Here is a 16,351-nt window from a genome sequence, read left to right as displayed (position 1 = left end):
GCCTCGACGATCAGGCTAGGACGTCGGCAGCTGCTTGCCGTAGTCCACCGTTTCGTCCTTCTCCGGTTCGGCCAGAGGGAAGTTCGTGCCCCAGGACGAGAAGGTCAGGGTGCCCGCACCGCCCGCCCGCACCAGGCGGAGCGGATAGGGCCGGCCCTCCAGGGAGACGTCCAGGGTGCCGCCGGAGCCGTTGTCGCCGGTGATGCGGATGGTGCGGACGCCCGCCTGCTGGTGGTGGCCGACCGTCTCCAGCGTGCCGTGCAGGGTCAGCAGACCGTCGAGGAGGACGTCCATGTCCGTGAAACCGCTGAACTTCTTGTACGAGGGGTCGCGCTGCGGCACCTTCACGTACTTGCCGTCGAGCTTGCCGGCCGCCGCGGTGTCGGAGGGGCCGCCCTTGTCGTCGTCCGCGTGGGTCCAGAAGTCCGCGCCGGCCTTCAGGAAGAGTGCCTCACCGACCCGCAGCAGCTGGAACGTCGCCCCCTCCGCGGTGACCGACCCGGCGCCCCCGTCGGACTTCAGACGCATGTCGAGCTTGTACCTACGGCCGCCGGCGACCACGTTCCCGGCCAGCCGCACCGCCGGGGCGGAATCGGCGGCACCGCGGGTCCGGGACTGGATCTGCTCCGGTGGCAGCTTGCCCACCCCGTTGGTGCCCTCGTCCGGGTCCTCTCCGCCGCATCCCGTCAGGACCGTCCCCGTCGCGGCCAGGGCGCACATCGCGCCCACCAGTGCGGCCCTTGGGGTACGTCGCCGGGGAATCGCAGTCACAGGTGGGGCTGCCTTTCTGACAAGGGTCCTTCAGCGGCGTACGGCAGCGTACCGGGGCCGCGGCACACCGGCGGAGCCAGACCGTCCGGACCGCTCACCAGGGCCTGTCCGATCGGGACGGGCTAGCCTGAAGCCCACCCGAGCGGGCAATCCGGAAAAGAGACCCACCCAGCCACCCAGGACACAACTCGGCACGAAACTCCGCGCGGAACTCCCTGTCGATCTCCGTACGAAACCCCGTAGGAAGCCCCGTACGGAATGCCGCGGGGAACTCCGCCCGGAACTCCGCTCGAACCCCGCACGAAAAGGAAGCACAGCCATGGCAGCGGGCGCCCCCCGGATCTTCGTCTCGCACCTCGCCGGCGTCGCCGTCTTCGATCCGACCGGAGACCAGGTCGGCCGGCTGCGCGACATGGTCGTCATGCTGCGCGTCGGACGGCGGCCGCCCCGCCTGCTCGGGCTGGTCGTCGAACTCGCCACGCGCCGCCGCATCTTCCTGCCCATCACCCGGGTCACCGGCATCGAGTCAGGACAGGTCATCACCACCGGCGTGGTCAACGTCCGCCGCTTCGAGCAACGGCCCACCGAGCGGCTCGTCTTCGGGGAACTCCTCGACCGGCGCGTCACCCTCGTCGAGACCGGTGAGGACATCACGGTCCTGGACGTGTCGGTGCAGCAGCTGCCGGCCCGCCGGGACTGGGAGATCGACCGGGTGTTCGTCCGCAAGGGCGGCAAGGGCGGCGCGTTCCGGCGCAAGGGGGAGACCCTGACCGTCGAGTGGTCCGCCGTCACCGGCTTCTCGCTGGAGGAGCACGGACAGGGCGCGGAGAGCCTGCTGGCCACCTTCGAGCAGCTGCGCCCCGCCGACCTCGCCAACGTGCTGCACCACCTCTCCCCCAAACGGCGCGCGGAGGTCGCCGCCGCCCTCGACGACGACCGCCTCGCCGACGTCCTCGAGGAGCTGCCGGAGGACGACCAGATCGAGATCCTCGGCAAGCTGAAGGAGGAACGTGCCGCCGACGTCCTGGAGGCCATGGACCCCGACGACGCGGCCGACCTGCTCGCCGAGCTGCCCACGGACGACCAGGAGCGGCTGCTGAGCCTGATGAAGCCCGCCGACGCGGCCGACATGCGGCGCCTGATGGCGTACGAGGAACACACCGCGGGCGGCCTCATGACCACCGAGCCGATCGTGCTGCGGCCCGACGCGACCGTCGCCGACGCGCTCGCCCGCGTCCGCAACGCCGACCTCTCCCCCGCCCTCGCCGCACAGGTGTACGTCTGCCGACCGCCCGACGAGACCCCGACCGGCAAGTACCTCGGCACGGTCCACTTCCAGCGGCTGCTGCGCGACCCCCCGTACACCCTGGTCAGCTCGATCATCGACGACGACCTGCAACCCCTCGACCCGGACGCGGCGCTGCCCCTGGTCGCCGGGTTCTTCGCGACGTACGACATGGTCGCGGCGCCGGTGGTGGACGAGGCGGGGGCGCTGCTGGGCGCGGTGACCGTGGACGACGTACTCGACCACATGCTGCCCGACGACTGGCGGGAGACCGAGTTCGACGACCTCGACGAGGACGACACCGACACCGAGGACGACGACGAGGAGGTGGCTTCCCGTGACGCCTGAGCGTGAGAGCGGCGCCCGGGAGCGTACGCCGGCCGGCGCCACCGCCACCACCCGCCCCCGTACGACCCGCCTGGACCAGCCGCGCCCGCCCCGGCGCCGGTTCCTGCCCGAGTGGGACCCGGAGGCCTTCGGACGGCTCTCGGAGCGCATCGCGCGGTTCCTGGGCACCGGGCGGTTCATCGTCTGGATGACGGTCGTCATCATCGTGTGGGTGCTGTGGAACGTGTTCGCCCCGCGCGACCTGCGCTTCGACAACTACCCGTTCATCTTTCTGACCCTGATGCTGTCCCTCCAGGCCTCCTACGCGGCCCCGCTGATCCTGCTCGCGCAGAACCGGCAGGACGACCGCGACCGGGTCAACCTCGAACAGGACCGCAAGCAGAACGAACGGTCCATCGCGGACACCGAGTACCTGACCCGGGAGATCGCCTCCCTGCGCATCGGTCTGGGCGAGGTCGCCACCCGGGACTGGATCCGCTCCGAGCTGCAGGACATGGTGAAGGAGCTGGAGGCGCGGCGCGACGGCCACCACCCCCAGCAGCACAGCGCATTCCACGCGATTCCGGCGGAACCGCCGCGGGGACGTGACGCAGACGACCACTGACGGGCTTTCCGAGGCCCGTGTGCGGCGCCGTACCATCTCCATATGGCTACGGAAGACGCGGTGCGCGAAGCACTGGCGACGGTGAACGACCCCGAGATCAACCGCCCCATCACCGAACTCGGAATGGTCAAATCGGTGGAGATCGGCGCGGACGGGGCGGTCGCGGTCACCGTGTACCTGACGGTCTCCGGCTGCCCCATGCGCGAGACGATCACTCAGCGGGTGACGGACGCGGTCTCGGCGCTCGAGGGCGTCACCCGCGTCGACGTCACGCTGGACGTGATGAGCGACGAGCAGCGCAAGGAACTGGCGACCGCGCTGCGCGGCGGCCAGACCGAACGCGAGGTCCCCTTCGCCAAGCCGGGCTCGCTGACCCGGGTGTACGCGGTCGCCTCCGGCAAGGGCGGCGTCGGCAAGTCGTCGGTGACGGTGAACCTGGCGGCGTCCATGGCGGCGGACGGCCTGAAGGTGGGCGTGGTCGACGCCGACATCTACGGTCACTCCGTGCCGCGCATGCTGGGCGCCGACGGCACTCCCACCCAGGTCGAGAACATGATCATGCCGCCGTCCGCGAACGGCGTGAAGGTCATCTCGATCGGCATGTTCACGCCGGGCAACACCCCGGTCGTCTGGCGCGGCCCGATGCTCCACCGCGCCCTCCAGCAGTTCCTGGCGGACGTGTACTGGGGCGACCTGGACGTGCTCCTGCTCGACCTGCCGCCGGGAACGGGCGACATCGCGATCTCGGTGGCCCAGTTGGTGCCGAACGCGGAGATCCTCGTCGTGACGACGCCTCAGCAGGCGGCGGCCGAGGTCGCCGAGCGGGCGGGCTCCATCGCCGTCCAGACCCACCAGAAGATCGTCGGCGTCGTGGAGAACATGTCGGGCCTGCCCTGCCCGCACTGCGGCGAGATGGTCGACGTGTTCGGCACGGGCGGCGGCCAGTCGGTCGCCGACGGCCTGACGCGGACCACCGGCGCCTCGGTCCCGGTCCTCGGCTCCATCCCCATCGACGTCCGCCTCCGCGAGGGCGGCGACGAGGGCAAGCCGGTCGTCCTGACGGACCCGGACTCCCCGGCGGGCGCGGCTCTGCGCGCGATCGCGGGGAAGCTCGGCGGGCGCCAACGAGGCCTGTCGGGACTGTCCTTGGGGATCACTCCGAGGAACAAGTTCTAGATCGGTTCCCGCGTCCTCCACGACTTTTCCATGGTCCTACTACGAGGATGGGGGCGCCGTCCGTGAGACGGCGCCCCCATCCTCGTGGAACCAGCTGGGCGTAGAACCGGCAGGCGTAGAACCGGCAGGCGCAGAGCCGGTTAGGCGTAAGCCGAGATGTCCTTGATCATCGCGAACCCGAGTCCGTACGCGCTCATGCCTCTCCCGTACGCCCCCACGTGCACGCCCTGCTGGGTCGACCCGGCCAGAACCCAGCCGAACTCGGACTCCCGGTAGTGGAAGGGCGTCGGCACGCCGTCCACGGGCAGGGACAGCGTCGACCAGTCGGACCCGTCGAGGTCGTCGGCCAGGGCCCACGCCGTCTCCGTCTGCTGCTCCAGCCAGTCGTCCCGCAGCGTGTGGTCCATCTGCCCGGGCCAGGTGAAGGACAGCAGCCCCACCCCCGCGAGCCAGGCCGCCGAGGACACCGACGTGGCTTCCAGGAGTCCGGTACCGTCCGCGCTGCGCCGCACGGGATTCGCCGCGACGGTCACCACCACCGCGAACTTCTCCTTGTCCTCCGACGACTCGTTCCGTACGGAGGGCTCGTCGCCGTGTCCGATCGAACCGTGTTCGACGGCCCCGTCGGCCGCCGTCCCGACCTGCATCAGCCAGCGCGGTCCCGTGAAGGCCTCGTCGAGGCCGTACCACGGGAAGGGCGCCAGCAGGTAGCCGTCGACCGTACGCCGGGCGGAGGGGACCGGTTGTCCGCCCTCCGCGGCCGGCGTCTGCGCGACTGCCCGACTCGTCGTCTCCATGTGCCCGGACGCCTCCTCGCTCTCGTCGGACCGGACGGCCCGCCCCCCTTCGGGCGGCGTTGCTGGTTCGCGTACGGCCCGCACAACAACTCGGCAGCATAGCCACACCGCTGCGAGCAGCCGGGAAAGCGCCCGGCGCGTGGGGCGTTCTCGGGGCGCGTTGAGACCGTACAGCGGCACGGCGGAGTATGAAACGCGTCACGTAAGGCAGTGCATGCCTACGGGATCACGGCGTGGCCGCTCAGGTGGCGTCCGCGTCGAAGGGCGGCCGGTCGTCTTCGGGCTTCTCCGGCTTCTTCGTCATGTCGATGGCGCCGCCGGAGGTTCCGGTCGAGGACCCCGACGACGAGGACCCGGTCGAGGAGGATTCCGGCTCGCGGCCGTGGACGGCGTCCGTGACCTCGGCCATCTCCTTCTTCAGGTCGAAGCCGTTGCGGATCTCCTTGAGCCCCAGATCGTCGTTGTCCAGCTGCTTGCGGATGAACGTCTTGGGGTTGAGGTCCTCGAACTCGAAGTCCTTGAACTCCGGGCCCAGTTCCTGCCGGATGTCCTGCTTGGCGCTCTCCGAGAACTCACGGATCTTGCGGATCGTCCGTGTGACGTCCTGGATGACCTTCGGGAGCTTGTCCGGACCGAAGACGAGCACGGCGAGGACAACGAGCGTCACCAGCTCGAGTGGTCCTATGTCATTGAACACCTGAAGCTCCTTGCGATGTCCTCGGTCCTCGGCCCTCGGTGGTCTGTGCGGTCTTCCGTGGTCCGGGCCGGGTCCACGGTACCCGGCGATCCTGTACGACCGGTACTGTCCCGGGGTTTCCGAATGTGACCGGCTGCTTTTCTGTGAGGTTGCTGTCAGCCTCCGGAGGATCCGAGGACCAGTGAAATGGTCCGCTGTTCGCCGCCGCGCTCCAAGGTGAGTTCCAGACGGTCGCCGGGGCGGTGCGCGCGGGTCCTGACGACGAGCTCCTCGCCGGAGTGGACGCGCCGGCCGTCGACCTCGGTGATGATGTCGCCGGCCTTGACGCCGGCCCGGTCGCCGGGGCCGCCGACGGTGACCGCGGGGCCGCCGTCGCTGCTCCTGGCGTCGACGCGGGCGCCGTCGCCGGTGTAGTCCATGTCGAGGGTGACGCCGATGACCGGGTGGGTCGCCCGTCCGGTGTTGATCAGTTCCTCGGCGACCCGCTTGCCCTGGTTGACCGGTATGGCGAAACCGAGGCCGATGGAGCCGGCCTTGCCGCTGTCCGGCTCGGAGTCGCTGCCGCCGTCGGCGGAGCGGATGGCGGAGTTGATGCCGATGACGCGGGCCCGCGCGTCGAGGAGGGGCCCGCCGGAGTTGCCGGGGTTGATCGGCGCGTCGGTCTGCAGGGCGTCGACGTACGACACGTCGCTCGCGCCGCCGGCGGTGATGGGCCGTTCCTTGGCGCTGATGATGCCGGAGGTGACGGTGCCCTCCAGGTCGAAGGGGGCGCCGATGGCGACGACCGGGTCTCCGACCTGGACGTTGTCGGAGTTGCCGAGGGGCAACGGCACCAGGCCGCTGACGCCCCTGACCTTGACGACGGCGAGGTCGTAGCCGCTGTCCCGGCCGACGACGGTGGCCTTGGCGGTGTCGCCGCTGTTGAAGGTCACCGATATCTCGCCGTCGGCTCCGGCGGACTCCACGACATGGTTGTTGGTGAGGATGTGACCGCGGTCGTCGAGGACGAACCCGGTACCGGTGCCCTGCTCCCCGGACCCGGTCACGTGCAACGTCACCACGCTGGGCAGGGCCCGCGCGGCGATCCCGGCCACGCTGTCCGGAGCCCGCCCGGAAGGCCCCGGGCCGACCTGCGGCAGCTCCACCTCCCCGATCCCCCCGTTGCGCTCCAGATAGGCCCCTACGGCCCCTCCCACGCCCCCCGACACCAGAGCGAGCAGCACAGCCGCCCCGACAAGCACCCTCCTGCCCTTCTTACGCCGCTGCTCCTTGGTCGACACGGCGGCTCCGGTCTGCTGGAGCGGGGCGGTGACGGGGGCCCAGGGGTCGTAGTTCTGCCAGGGGGTGGCGGCCGGCGGGGTGTCGGCGGGGGTGACGGGGGCAGTGACGGGGGCGGTGACGGCGGTGGTCGGGAGCGGCGGTTGTTGGTCGGCTGCGGACGCGGGGTGCGGGGGCGGCGGGCACGGGGCGGTCGCTGGAGCGGGGTGCTGGGGCGACAGCGCGGACGCCGGGGCGGGCGGTGGTGTCTGTATGGCGGGGGCGGGTGGCGCGGGCGCGGGCGGTGGTGCCTGCATCGCGGGGGCGGGTGGCGCGGGCGCGGGCGGTGGTGCCTGCATCGCGGGGGCGGGTGGCGCGGGCGGTGTCTGTACGGCGGGGGCGGGCACCGGATGCGGTGTCTGTGCGGTCGAGGCGGGCATCGGGGGCTGGGCGCGGGCGTCGGACACCGCCGGCGGGACGGGGGTGGTCGGGTGCTGTACGGGTGGGGCGGGGGCCCAGGGGCCTGGTTCGCCGTACGGAGGCGTGCCGTAGGGGTCGGGGTCGTGGAGAGGTCCGGGACGCTCGGCAGCGGGGCCGGAGGTGTCCGCCGCTGAGGGACCGACGGGCCGCTCCTCAGCGGGCGCGGGGATAACCGGGTCCGGGTGCCTCAGTTCGTAGTCGCCCTCGGAAGCTGCCGACGGGTGCGGTGCCCTGAGCTCGAAGTCGCCGTCGGAACCGACGGCGCGGGCACCCGGCCCGGCGTGGGTCGGTGCCGCGTCGGCCGTCCGGCTCGGGGTCGGTTCCGGCCTGGCCGACCCGTTCCCCGACTCCCCGCTCACCTCGGTCGCCTCGTCCGGCGTCGGGGCCGGTTCGTTCGCCTCCGCGGGCTTCCCCTGATTCATGCTCTCCCCACAGTCACGGCCTCCCGGGGCCGGCCGGCGGATCAGGCCCCGGACGCGACACCGGCTCTCCCCCGGAGGGTGGCGTCCGGAGGGTGGCGGCAGCTCCCGTGACCTGATGCGACGGACCGGCCCCGGCCCCCGCACGGCTCGTCGGCGGTGGCCGAAGTTCGTCGACTCCTCTGGATTCAACCAGGTTCGCGGGCCACCGGCGCTCAGGCAGGTCAGCGGGGGGTGCTGGAGGGAGCGGAGGTCTTGTCCGGCACGGGTACGGCGAGCAGACCGGGTGAGGGGTCCGGGGCGGTGGACCAGTCGGTCAGGGAGAGCGGCGGGGTGGCACTGAGCGGTCGTATCAACGGGGACATCGCGGCCGCTCCGGCCATCATGGGCGCGGCCAGCGCGTGCACGACCTCCTCGCGTGCGCCCGTCGCCGGCGACGGCACGCCGGGCAGCAGCGGCGCGGACACCGTGGTCGGGGCGACCGGGGTGTCACCGAGCGCTCCCTGGCCCTGCGCGAGCAGCGGGCCGGTGCCGCGGCGCCGCTGGCTCTCGGGCGCCGTGGTGGCGCCCGTGCCCTGGGTCCGGGCCGGGGTCACATTGCTGCCCGTCCCCGTACCACCGCGCGCGTCCACGGCTGTGTCGCCCGGCGTCACCGTGGTGACGCCGCCGAGCGCGATCGCGGCCAGGGAGACCGCTCCGGCCGCGGCGAACGCGAACCGCAGCCCGCGCGAGGACGACCGATCGGCGTCGTGACGGCTGACGTCATGGATGCGGAAGCCCCGGTGCGCGGGGGAGGGCGGCAGCACGGAGGCGTGCGGACGAGCCGGAACGTAGTCGAACTCGAACCGCTCGCCGCGCTTCAGGCCGAAGACCCCGGGGGCGCCGGGCCGTCCGGACAGTCCTCCGGTGAATCCTGATCCACCGAAGGGCGGATCGTCGTCCGCCAGATCGCTCTCGGCCGAGAGCCCCTGGAGGCGGGCCAGGAAACTCTCGGAGGGCGGGGGCGGGGCGGCCTCCGCGAAGACGTTCTTCAGCCGGCGCTGTGCGTCGGCCTCCGCCTTGCACTTGGCGCAGGTGGCCAGGTGCGCGAGGACGCGGTCGCGTGACTCATGACCGAGCTCGCCGTCCACAAGAGCGGCGAGTCGGTCTCCCAAGTGCTGTTCGGACGGGGTAGGCCGTGATCCACTCACGCGGTCGCGCCCCCTCCCCCCAGCGCGGGGACACGGGCCATGAAGGACCGACGCTCGGCCCGGGCCTCCGGGGAGCGGTGCGCGAGGGCCTTGCGCAGCTGCGAGCGGCCGCGGTGGATCCGGGAACGGACCGTGCCGAGCTTGACGCCCAGGGTCGCGGCGATCTCCTCGTACGACAGGCCTTCGATATCGCACAGGACGACCGCGGCGCGGAACTCCGGGGCGAGGGTGTCGAGGGCCTGCTGGACGTCCGCGTCGAAGTGCGCGTCGTTGAAGACCTGCTGGGGTGACGGCTCGCGGCTGGGCAGGCGCTCGGCCGCGTCCTCGCCGAGGGCGTCGAAGCGGATGCGCTGCTTGCGGCGGACCATGTCGAGGAACAGGTTGGTGGTGATGCGGTGCAGCCAGCCCTCGAAGGTGCCGGGCGTGTAGGTCGACAAGGAGCGGAAGACGCGGACGAAGACCTCCTGCGTGAGGTCCTCGGCGTCGTGCTGGTTGCCCGTCAGTCGGTAGGCGAGCCGGTAGACCCGGGCGCTGTGCGTGCTGACGATCTCCTCCCAGGTGGGCGGAGTCCACGCCTGCCCGTCCGCGTCGGTGGAGAAGGTCGCGGTCCGGTCGTGTTCAGCGGCGTGGCTGGGGTCAGCAGCGGTGTCGTTCACGGATTTCGGCCTGCCCGCCGATCCGAGGAAGCGCCGCAGCGCTCCTCCCCGATCCACAGGTACGGCCGCACCTCCCCTGTCGGCTCTGTGGGTGTCCACTGGAGCCCCTACCATAGCCACCTCGCCCGTTAGCTCCGGATAAGCGGTTTTACGAGAAATTGATCTGGGCTGACACGGCTCATCCGGCTGCGTCAGCACTTGCTCGAGCTCTCGCTCGTCACCGTGATCCAACTGTGTCCCCCCGCTCTGTCTCCCACCCCTCTAAACGCCCGGTCCCATCTGCGGGTTCCCGGCGCCAACGGATACAGTCACGCCCAGGCAACCACGGGGACAGGAGAGGGTCATTACCGGCAACCGGCAGACGAGCTGGGCGTTCGCCGACGCCTATGTCGCCGAGGACGAAGCCCTGCGCTGGGCCCGGGACCGGGCCCGCGAGGCGGGGCTGCGCTCGGTGTCGCCCGGCACGGGTGCGGCGTTGCGGTTGCTCGCCGCCACCGTGGACGCCAAGGCGGTCGCCGAGATCGGCACCGGGACCGGCGTGTCCGGGATCCATCTGCTGAACGGCATGCGCCCGGACGGTGTGCTGACCACGGTCGACCCCGAGCCGGAGCACCAGCAGTTCGCCCGCCAGGCCTTCCGCGCCAGCGGCTTCGCCAGCAACCGGGCCCGCTTCATCCCCGGCCGCGCCCTGGACGTGCTGCCCCGGCTCGCGGACGCCGGCTACGACCTCGTCTTCTGCGACGGTGACCGCCAGGAGTTCCTGGACTATCTCGCCGAATCGTTGCGCCTGCTCCGGCCGGGGGGCCTCGTCGTCTTCGAGGGAGTCTTCGCCAACGGCCGCACCGTGGACTCGGGCCCGCAGCCCACGGAGGTCCTGCGGCTGCGGGAGCTGCTGCGCGCGGTGCGCGAGAGCCAGGAGCTGGTGCCGTCCCTGCTTCCGGTCGGCGACGGACTGCTGTGCGCCGTCAAACGATGAGCGCCGCCGCACGATGAGCGCCGTCGAACGATGAACGCCGTCGAACGATGAACGCCGTCGAACGATGAACGCCGTCGAACGATGAACGCCGTCGAACGATGAACGCACTGCCGGGATGAGCGGGGCCGGGTACGAGCGCGGTGGCGGGTACGTTCGGGGCGGCATGGGGAGCGCGGCCAAACCGTGACCCTTTCGGCGTGTCCCGAGGCGATTCCCCGGTGAAAAAGCCGCCCCGGCACCGTGTGCGATGCCGGGGCAGCCGAAAGGGTATGGTCGCTTCCGCGTCAGCCGACGACCTTCTTGAGGGCGTCACCGAGCGCGTCGGCCTCGTCAGGGGTCAGCTCGACGACGAGTCGACCGCCGCCTTCGAGCGGAACGCGCATGACAATGCCCCGCCCCTCCTTGGTCACCTCGAGCGGGCCATCGCCCGTCCGCGGCTTCATGGCCGCCATGCTCGTTCCCCTTCCTGAAACCAGCTCATCGCCACAGCCGACAGCCCTGGAGGGCACGCGCATTCCTGGAGTGGGACACGCGCCACCGGCATCGAACACATTGCTTCCCAGCCATTATCCCGCATCTCAGGACCCGATGACCAACATCAGTCGGCATCGCTTGGGCAACGCGCGCGAGCAAAACCACTCAATTCGGCGATGTGGCTGCGATACTGCGCCGCCGCACGAAGATCGGCCGACCGGATGCCGTCCGTATTTCTTTGACGCAGGTCACACGTCCGCACGGGCTCCCCGGCGATGATCTCCGCCATGCTGTCCTTCGGACACCAGGACGTACTGACCGGTACGTCCTGACCGCGACACCGGAGGGGACAACGCCATGGCCGGCACCGTGCTGTACGAGGTGAGCGACGGACTCGCGACGATCACGCTGAACCGCCCCGAGGCGATGAACGCGCTGAACATCGAGACCAAGGTCGCCCTCCGGGACGCGGTGCGCTCCGCTGCGGACGACGCTGCCGTACGGGCCGTGCTCCTGACCGCCGCCGGTGACCGGGCGTTCTGCGTGGGCCAGGACCTCAAGGAGCACATCGGGCTGCTGGCGGCCGACCGCGAGGCGGGCACAGGGCAGACCATGAGCACCGTCCGGGAGCACTACAACCCGGTCGTACGGGCGTTGACGGAGACGCCCAAGCCGGTGGTGGCCGGGGTGAACGGGGTGGCGGCCGGCGCCGGGTTCGGATTCGCGCTGGCCGCGGACTTCCGGGTGGTGGCGGACACGGCGGCCTTCAACACGTCCTTCGCGGGCGTCGCGCTGACCGCCGACTCGGGCGTCTCGTGGACCCTGCCCCGGGTCGTCGGCCCCGGACGCGCCGCCGACCTGCTGCTCTTCCCTCGCAGCATCAAGGCGCAGGAGGCCTACGAGCTGGGTATCGCGAACCGTCTGGTGCCGGCGTCGTCGCTGCGCGGCGAGGCCGAGAAGGTGGCGCGGACGCTGGCCGAGGGACCGACAGTGGCGTACGGGGCGATCAAGGAGGCGGTGGCGTTCGGGCTGTCGCACTCGCTGGCTCAGACATTGGAGAAGGAGGACGAGCTGCAGACGCGGGCGGGGTCGTCGCAGGACCACGCGATCGCGGTGCAGGCGTTCGTGAACAAGGAGAAGCCCAAGTACCTGGGGCGGTAGCGCCCTCGCCCCTCACCCGGCCTTCCCCGACGCTCCTTAGCCAGCGCTCCTGGCCACGCATGCCTCCAGGTGGTCGTCGACCAGTCCGCACGCCTGCATCAACGCGTACGCCGTCGTCGGGCCCACGAAGCGGATGCCACGTTTCTTGAGGGCTTTCGACAGGGCCGTGGACTCGGGCGTGACCGCCGGCACGTCGGAAAGTGTCCGGGGAGCCGGACGCGTGGCCGGGTCCGGGGCGTGGGACCAGATGAGGTCGTCGAGCTCGCCCGGGATCCAGTCGGCCAGGAGGCGGGCGTTGGCGAGGGTGGCGTCGATCTTGGCCCGGTTGCGGATGATGCCGGGGTCGGCGAGGAGGCGGTCCCTGTCGGTGTCCGTGAAGGTGGCGACCTTGGCGATCTCGAAGCCCGCGAAAGCGGCGCGGAAGCCCTCGCGGCGGCGCAGGATCGTGATCCAGGACAGGCCGGACTGGAAGGCCTCCAGGCTCAGGCGTTCGAAGAGCGCGTCGTCGCCGTGGACCGGGCGGCCCCACTCCTTGTCGTGGTACGTCACGTAGTCCTCGGTGGACAGGGCCCAGGGGCAGCGCGGGGCGCCGTCCGGACCGGCGAGGGCGGCGCCGTCACTCACGGCTGGTCCTCCTGCCGGGCGGGCTTGTCCAGGGACAGGTGGCTCGCGGCGGCCCGTGCGCCGGCCAGGGCGGACTCCAGGTCGGCGATACGGGCGTCCCGCTCGGCGAGTTCGGCGGCGACGCGGCCGAGCGCGTCGTCGACGTCCGCCATCCGGTAGCCGCGGGCGGCCAGCGGGAAGCGCAGGCTCTCGATGTCCGCGCGGCCCACCGGGCGGTCCGGCGGCAGGAAGTCCCGCAGCCGCTCGGGGGCGGCCTCCGGCAGCGGGCCGTCGCCCTCGCCGCCGCCCACGACGGCGAGCGTCACCGCGGCGACCACCACGGCCAGCGCGATGACCAGGAACAAGAACATAACCATCGCTGACGTCCCCACGGTCTGAGCTCGGTGTCGAATGTGTCAGGGTCCGATCGTGCCATGCGAGGCTGACAGTTAGGGTCGCAGGCGGTCGGTTGCCGGACGAACTAGGAGAGGTCACAGGGGATGCTCAGGCTGGGCAGGCGGGAATTCGAACCGCACGAGCCGGTGATCATGGCGATCGTGAACCGGACCCCGGACTCCTTCTACGACCAGGGAGCCACCTTCCACGACGAACCCGCGCTCGCGCGCGTGGAGGAGGCGGTTGCTCAGGGCGCGGCCATCGTCGACATCGGCGGGGTGAAGGCCGGGCCGGGCGAGGAGGTGACCGCCGAGGAGGAGGCGCGGCGGACCGTCGGCTTCGTGACGGAGGTCCGGCGGCGTTTCCCGGACGTCGTCATCAGCGTGGACACCTGGCGGGCCGAGGTCGGCGAGGCGGTCTGCGAGGCCGGTGCGGATCTGCTGAACGACGCGTGGGGCGGCGTGGACCCCGCTCTGGCGGAGGTCGCCGCGCGGTACCGGGTGGGGCTGGTGTGCACGCACGCGGGCGGTGCCCAGCCCCGGACACGGCCGCACCGGGTGACGTACGACGACGTCATGGCCGACATCCTGGAGGTGACCCTGGGCCTCGCCGAGCGGGCGGTGTCCCTCGGTGTGCCGCGGGAGTCCGTGATGATCGATCCCGGGCACGACTTCGGGAAGAACACCCGGCACAGTCTGGAGGCGACGCGGCGGCTGGGCGAGATGGTCGCGACGGGCTGGCCGGTGCTGGTGTCCCTGTCCAACAAGGACTTCGTGGGAGAGACGCTGGACCGGCCGGTGAAGGAACGGGTGGTCGGCACGCTGGCCACGACGGCGGTGTCGGCGTGGCTGGGCGCGCAGGTGTACCGGGTGCACGAGGTGGCGGAGACGCGGCAGGTGCTGGACATGGTGGCGTCGATCGCGGGCCACCGGGACCCCGCGGTGGCCCGGCGGGGGTTGGCGTAGGGCGTTCCCCCGCCGCCGCCGGGGCCCCGCCGCCCGGACCCCCGGCCTCCGCGCACCCCGCGCTAGCGCCCCGCTTCCTTCGACACCAACGCCACCGCTTCGTCCACGTCGTCCGTGAGGTGGAACAGCATCAGATCCTTCTCCGCCGCCTTGCCCTGGGCGACCAGGGTGTTCTTCAGCCAGTCGATGAGCCCGCCCCAGTACTCGGTGCCGAAGAGGACGATCGGGAAGCGGGTGACCTTCTGGGTCTGGACCAGGGTCAGGGCCTCGAAGAGTTCGTCCAGGGTGCCGAGGCCGCCGGGCAGGACCACGAATCCCTGTGCGTACTTCACGAACATCATTTTCCTGACGAAGAAGTACCGGAAATTCAGGCCGATATCGACGTAGGGGTTCAGTCCCTGCTCGAAGGGCAGTTCGATGCCGAGCCCGACGGAGATGCCGTTCGCGTCGCTGGCGCCCTTGTTGGCGGCTTCCATGGCTCCCGGCCCGCCGCCCGTGATCACCGCGAAGCCCGCTTCCACCAGGCCCCGCCCCAGCCGCACGCCCGCGTCGTACTCGGACGAGTCCACCGGCGTCCGCGCCGAGCCGAACACGCTGATCGCGGCCGGGAGTTCGGCGAGCGTGCCGAAGCCCTCGATGAACTCCGACTGGATGCGCAGCACCCGCCACGGGTCGGTGTGGACCCAGTCCGAGGGGCCGCCCGCGTCCAGCAGCCGCTGGTCGGTCGTGCTCGCCTGGACCTGGCCGCGTCTGCGGAGCACCGGTCCCAGGCGCTGCTCCTCCGGCGGCTGCTTCTTGCCCTCGGGGTTGCCAGTAGCCATGTGCGCTCCCTCCGCGTGCGGTGTTTCCACCTCAGCGTAGATCTACGCGGGTTACGGACGGGGGACGCGGGCATGTCCGCCGTGAAGCGCCCTGCGGCACAGCCGGGCCGTGGGGACGTCGTTCAGGACGTCAGCCAGGACCGCAGCCGCTCCTCCGCCTCCGGAATCAGCGAGGCCCGCACCCGCTCGTCCACCTTGTGGGCGAGGAGCGGGTCGCCCGGGCTGTAGTTCACGGCGGGCACGCCCAGCGCGCTGAAGCGGGCCACGTCCGTCCAGCCGAACTTGGGGCGGGCCTCGCCGCCGACGGCCGCCATGAAGGACTGCGCGGCGGGATGGGTGAGGCCGGGGCGGGCGCCGCCGGTGTGGTCGTCGACGACGAACTCGTCGACACCGCAGTCCGCGAAGTACTCGCGGACGAAGGCCTCCGCCTCCGCCTCGCTGCGGTCGGGCGCGTAGCGGAAGTTGACGACGAGGGTGCAGGCGTCGGGGATGACGTTGGTGGCGACGCCGCCTTCGACGCGTACCGCGTTGAGGCCCTCGTGGAACCGCAGGCCGTCCACGACCGGCTTGCGCGGCTCGTACGCGGCGAGCTTGGCGAGCGCCGGCGCGGCGGCGTGGATCGCGTTGGAGCCCATCCACGCGCGCGCGGAGTGCGCCCGCTCCCCCGTGAACTTCAGGAACATCCTCAGCGTGCCCTGACAGCCGCCCTCCACCTGACCGTCCGTCGGCTCCAGCAGCACCGCGAAGTCGCCCTCCAGCCACTCCGGGTGGGCCTCGGCGACATGCTTCAGGCCGTTCAGATGCGCGGCGACCTCCTCGTTGTCGTAGAAGACGAAGGTCAGGTCACGGTTGGGCGCGGGCACCGTGGCCGCGATGCGCAGTTGTACCGCCACCCCGGACTTCATGTCGCAGGTGCCGCAGCCCCACAGCACGCCCTCGTCGTCGAGGCGCGAGGGGACGTTGCCCGCGATGGGGACGGTGTCGATGTGGCCGGCGAGGACGACGCGTTCCGGCCGGCCCAGGTTCGTACGGGCGACGACGTTGTTGCCGTACCGGTCCACCGTCAGGTGCGGCAGGGCGCGCAGCGCGGTCTCGATCGCGTCCGCGAGGGGCTTCTCGGTGCCGCTCTCGGAGGGGAAGTCGACGAGCTGCGCGGTGAGCCGGGCAGCGTCCAGCGTGAGGTCAAGTGGGGTGTCGGCCATGCTGTCGACCCTAACGCCCGGGTGATCGGCCAACTGTCCACAGCCGGCACCGGGGCACCGTACTCTCCAGTAT

At 71.4% G+C, this 16,351-nt stretch carries 18 protein-coding genes; 6 read left to right on the top strand and 12 right to left on the bottom strand.

Annotated features, from left to right (window positions below; translation table 11 throughout):
* Positions 1 to 15 precede the first annotated feature (15 nt).
* Complete coding sequence (locus ACIBK3_RS09145; protein WP_399363434.1) at positions 16 to 771, bottom strand: hypothetical protein; 756 nt, start codon at positions 769 to 771, stop codon at positions 16 to 18.
* Positions 772 to 1,090: 319 nt separating this feature from the next.
* Here ACIBK3_RS09145 and ACIBK3_RS09140 point away from each other — a divergent pair, with 319 nt between their 5' ends.
* Genes ACIBK3_RS09140 through ACIBK3_RS09130 form a run of 3 tightly spaced genes read left to right on the top strand, consistent with a single transcriptional unit; the run spans position 1,091 to position 4,184 of the window.
* Positions 1,091 to 2,404, top strand: coding sequence for a magnesium transporter MgtE N-terminal domain-containing protein (locus tag ACIBK3_RS09140; RefSeq protein ID WP_399363432.1), 1,314 nt, complete (start codon positions 1,091 to 1,093; stop codon positions 2,402 to 2,404).
* Complete coding sequence (locus ACIBK3_RS09135; RefSeq protein ID WP_399363430.1) at positions 2,394 to 3,008, top strand: DUF1003 domain-containing protein; 615 nt, start codon at positions 2,394 to 2,396, stop codon at positions 3,006 to 3,008. The genes ACIBK3_RS09140 and ACIBK3_RS09135 overlap by 11 nt, the downstream gene beginning before the upstream one ends.
* A gap of 42 nt (positions 3,009 to 3,050) precedes the next feature.
* Positions 3,051 to 4,184: an Mrp/NBP35 family ATP-binding protein gene (locus ACIBK3_RS09130; RefSeq protein ID WP_399363428.1), complete on the top strand. Its 1,134-nt coding sequence runs from the start codon at positions 3,051 to 3,053 to the stop codon at positions 4,182 to 4,184.
* A 140-nt stretch (positions 4,185 to 4,324) separates the two neighbouring features.
* On the opposite strand, the gene ACIBK3_RS09125 is transcribed toward ACIBK3_RS09130, so the two are convergent.
* From ACIBK3_RS09125 to sigE, 5 genes are all read right to left on the bottom strand, one after another.
* Positions 4,325 to 4,981 (bottom strand): hypothetical protein, encoded by a 657-nt coding sequence (locus tag ACIBK3_RS09125; protein WP_399363427.1) that lies wholly within the window; start codon positions 4,979 to 4,981, stop codon positions 4,325 to 4,327.
* 241 nt (positions 4,982 to 5,222) lie between these two features.
* On the bottom strand, positions 5,223 to 5,678 hold the full coding sequence (locus ACIBK3_RS09120) for a sec-independent translocase (protein ID WP_399363425.1): 456 nt from the start codon (positions 5,676 to 5,678) through the stop codon (positions 5,223 to 5,225).
* 155 nt (positions 5,679 to 5,833) lie between these two features.
* Positions 5,834 to 7,837: a trypsin-like peptidase domain-containing protein gene (locus ACIBK3_RS09115; RefSeq protein WP_399363423.1), complete on the bottom strand. Its 2,004-nt coding sequence runs from the start codon at positions 7,835 to 7,837 to the stop codon at positions 5,834 to 5,836.
* A 221-nt stretch (positions 7,838 to 8,058) separates the two neighbouring features.
* Positions 8,059 to 9,024, bottom strand: coding sequence for an anti-sigma factor family protein (locus ACIBK3_RS09110; RefSeq protein ID WP_399363421.1), 966 nt, complete (start codon positions 9,022 to 9,024; stop codon positions 8,059 to 8,061).
* The gene (gene sigE, locus ACIBK3_RS09105; protein ID WP_399363419.1) at positions 9,021 to 9,794 is read right to left on the bottom strand and encodes an RNA polymerase sigma factor SigE; all 774 of its coding nucleotides are present in this window, start codon (positions 9,792 to 9,794) and stop codon (positions 9,021 to 9,023) included. The genes ACIBK3_RS09110 and sigE overlap by 4 nt, the downstream gene beginning before the upstream one ends.
* A 163-nt stretch (positions 9,795 to 9,957) precedes the next feature.
* On the opposite strand from sigE, the gene ACIBK3_RS09100 reads away from it, so the two are divergent.
* On the top strand, positions 9,958 to 10,656 hold the full coding sequence (locus ACIBK3_RS09100) for an O-methyltransferase (protein ID WP_399363992.1): 699 nt from the start codon (positions 9,958 to 9,960) through the stop codon (positions 10,654 to 10,656).
* Positions 10,657 to 10,940: 284 nt separating this feature from the next.
* Here the strand turns inward: ACIBK3_RS09100 and ACIBK3_RS09095 are convergent, their stop codons facing one another.
* Positions 10,941 to 11,108: a DUF3117 domain-containing protein gene (locus tag ACIBK3_RS09095; RefSeq protein WP_003966491.1), complete on the bottom strand. Its 168-nt coding sequence runs from the start codon at positions 11,106 to 11,108 to the stop codon at positions 10,941 to 10,943.
* A gap of 146 nt (positions 11,109 to 11,254) precedes the next feature.
* Positions 11,255 to 11,419: a hypothetical protein gene (locus tag ACIBK3_RS09090; protein WP_399363417.1), complete on the bottom strand. Its 165-nt coding sequence runs from the start codon at positions 11,417 to 11,419 to the stop codon at positions 11,255 to 11,257.
* Positions 11,420 to 11,487: 68 nt separating this feature from the next.
* Between ACIBK3_RS09090 and ACIBK3_RS09085 the strand changes: the two genes are divergently transcribed.
* A complete protein-coding gene (locus tag ACIBK3_RS09085) occupies positions 11,488 to 12,291 on the top strand; it encodes an enoyl-CoA hydratase/isomerase family protein (RefSeq protein ID WP_399363415.1) in 804 nt (267 codons plus the stop codon).
* A 36-nt stretch (positions 12,292 to 12,327) separates the two neighbouring features.
* Here the strand turns inward: ACIBK3_RS09085 and ACIBK3_RS09080 are convergent, their stop codons facing one another.
* The gene (locus ACIBK3_RS09080) at positions 12,328 to 12,915 is read right to left on the bottom strand and encodes a DNA-3-methyladenine glycosylase I (protein WP_399363414.1); all 588 of its coding nucleotides are present in this window, start codon (positions 12,913 to 12,915) and stop codon (positions 12,328 to 12,330) included.
* The gene (locus ACIBK3_RS09075; protein ID WP_399363412.1) at positions 12,912 to 13,271 is read right to left on the bottom strand and encodes a DivIVA domain-containing protein; all 360 of its coding nucleotides are present in this window, start codon (positions 13,269 to 13,271) and stop codon (positions 12,912 to 12,914) included. Before ACIBK3_RS09075 ends, ACIBK3_RS09080 begins: the two co-directional genes overlap by 4 nt.
* Positions 13,272 to 13,394: 123 nt before the next feature.
* On the opposite strand from ACIBK3_RS09075, the gene folP reads away from it, so the two are divergent.
* The gene (gene folP, locus ACIBK3_RS09070; protein WP_399363410.1) at positions 13,395 to 14,255 is read left to right on the top strand and encodes a dihydropteroate synthase; all 861 of its coding nucleotides are present in this window, start codon (positions 13,395 to 13,397) and stop codon (positions 14,253 to 14,255) included.
* 62 nt (positions 14,256 to 14,317) lie between these two features.
* Here folP and ACIBK3_RS09065 read toward each other — a convergent pair whose 3' ends face one another.
* Both ACIBK3_RS09065 and dapE read right to left on the bottom strand, forming a co-directional pair.
* Positions 14,318 to 15,076, bottom strand: coding sequence for a TIGR00730 family Rossman fold protein (locus ACIBK3_RS09065; RefSeq protein ID WP_399363408.1), 759 nt, complete (start codon positions 15,074 to 15,076; stop codon positions 14,318 to 14,320).
* A 122-nt stretch (positions 15,077 to 15,198) separates the two neighbouring features.
* Entirely contained in the window at positions 15,199 to 16,278 is a 1,080-nt protein-coding gene (gene dapE, locus ACIBK3_RS09060) for a succinyl-diaminopimelate desuccinylase (protein ID WP_399363406.1), read from the bottom strand.
* Between the last annotated feature and the right edge of the window lie 73 nt (positions 16,279 to 16,351).

Source organism: Streptomyces sp. NPDC050287, assembly GCF_044459385.1.
GTDB lineage: Bacteria > Actinomycetota > Actinomycetes > Streptomycetales > Streptomycetaceae > Streptomyces.
The sequence above is the reverse complement of the archived record's forward strand: the minus strand, read 5'-3'. Positions and strand labels throughout refer to the sequence as shown.

What these genes read in the sequence shown, in the direction of transcription:
- ACIBK3_RS09115 (WP_399363423.1), bottom strand. Translation starts at nt 7,837, where the DNA reads ATGAATCAGGGGAAGCCCGCGGAGGCGAACGAACCGGCCCCGACGCCG.
- dapE (WP_399363406.1), bottom strand. Translation starts at nt 16,278, where the DNA reads ATGGCCGACACCCCACTTGACCTCACGCTGGACGCTGCCCGGCTCACC.
- ACIBK3_RS09090 (WP_399363417.1), bottom strand. Translation starts at nt 11,419, where the DNA reads ATGGCGGAGATCATCGCCGGGGAGCCCGTGCGGACGTGTGACCTGCGT.
- ACIBK3_RS09095 (WP_003966491.1), bottom strand. Translation starts at nt 11,108, where the DNA reads ATGGCGGCCATGAAGCCGCGGACGGGCGATGGCCCGCTCGAGGTGACC.
- ACIBK3_RS09085 (WP_399363415.1), top strand. Translation starts at nt 11,488, where the DNA reads ATGGCCGGCACCGTGCTGTACGAGGTGAGCGACGGACTCGCGACGATC.
- ACIBK3_RS09140 (WP_399363432.1), top strand. Translation starts at nt 1,091, where the DNA reads ATGGCAGCGGGCGCCCCCCGGATCTTCGTCTCGCACCTCGCCGGCGTC.
- sigE (WP_399363419.1), bottom strand. Translation starts at nt 9,794, where the DNA reads ATGGTAGGGGCTCCAGTGGACACCCACAGAGCCGACAGGGGAGGTGCG.
- ACIBK3_RS09075 (WP_399363412.1), bottom strand. Translation starts at nt 13,271, where the DNA reads ATGGTTATGTTCTTGTTCCTGGTCATCGCGCTGGCCGTGGTGGTCGCC.
- ACIBK3_RS09065 (WP_399363408.1), bottom strand. Translation starts at nt 15,076, where the DNA reads ATGGCTACTGGCAACCCCGAGGGCAAGAAGCAGCCGCCGGAGGAGCAG.
- ACIBK3_RS09125 (WP_399363427.1), bottom strand. Translation starts at nt 4,981, where the DNA reads ATGGAGACGACGAGTCGGGCAGTCGCGCAGACGCCGGCCGCGGAGGGC.
- ACIBK3_RS09130 (WP_399363428.1), top strand. Translation starts at nt 3,051, where the DNA reads ATGGCTACGGAAGACGCGGTGCGCGAAGCACTGGCGACGGTGAACGAC.
- folP (WP_399363410.1), top strand. Translation starts at nt 13,395, where the DNA reads ATGCTCAGGCTGGGCAGGCGGGAATTCGAACCGCACGAGCCGGTGATC.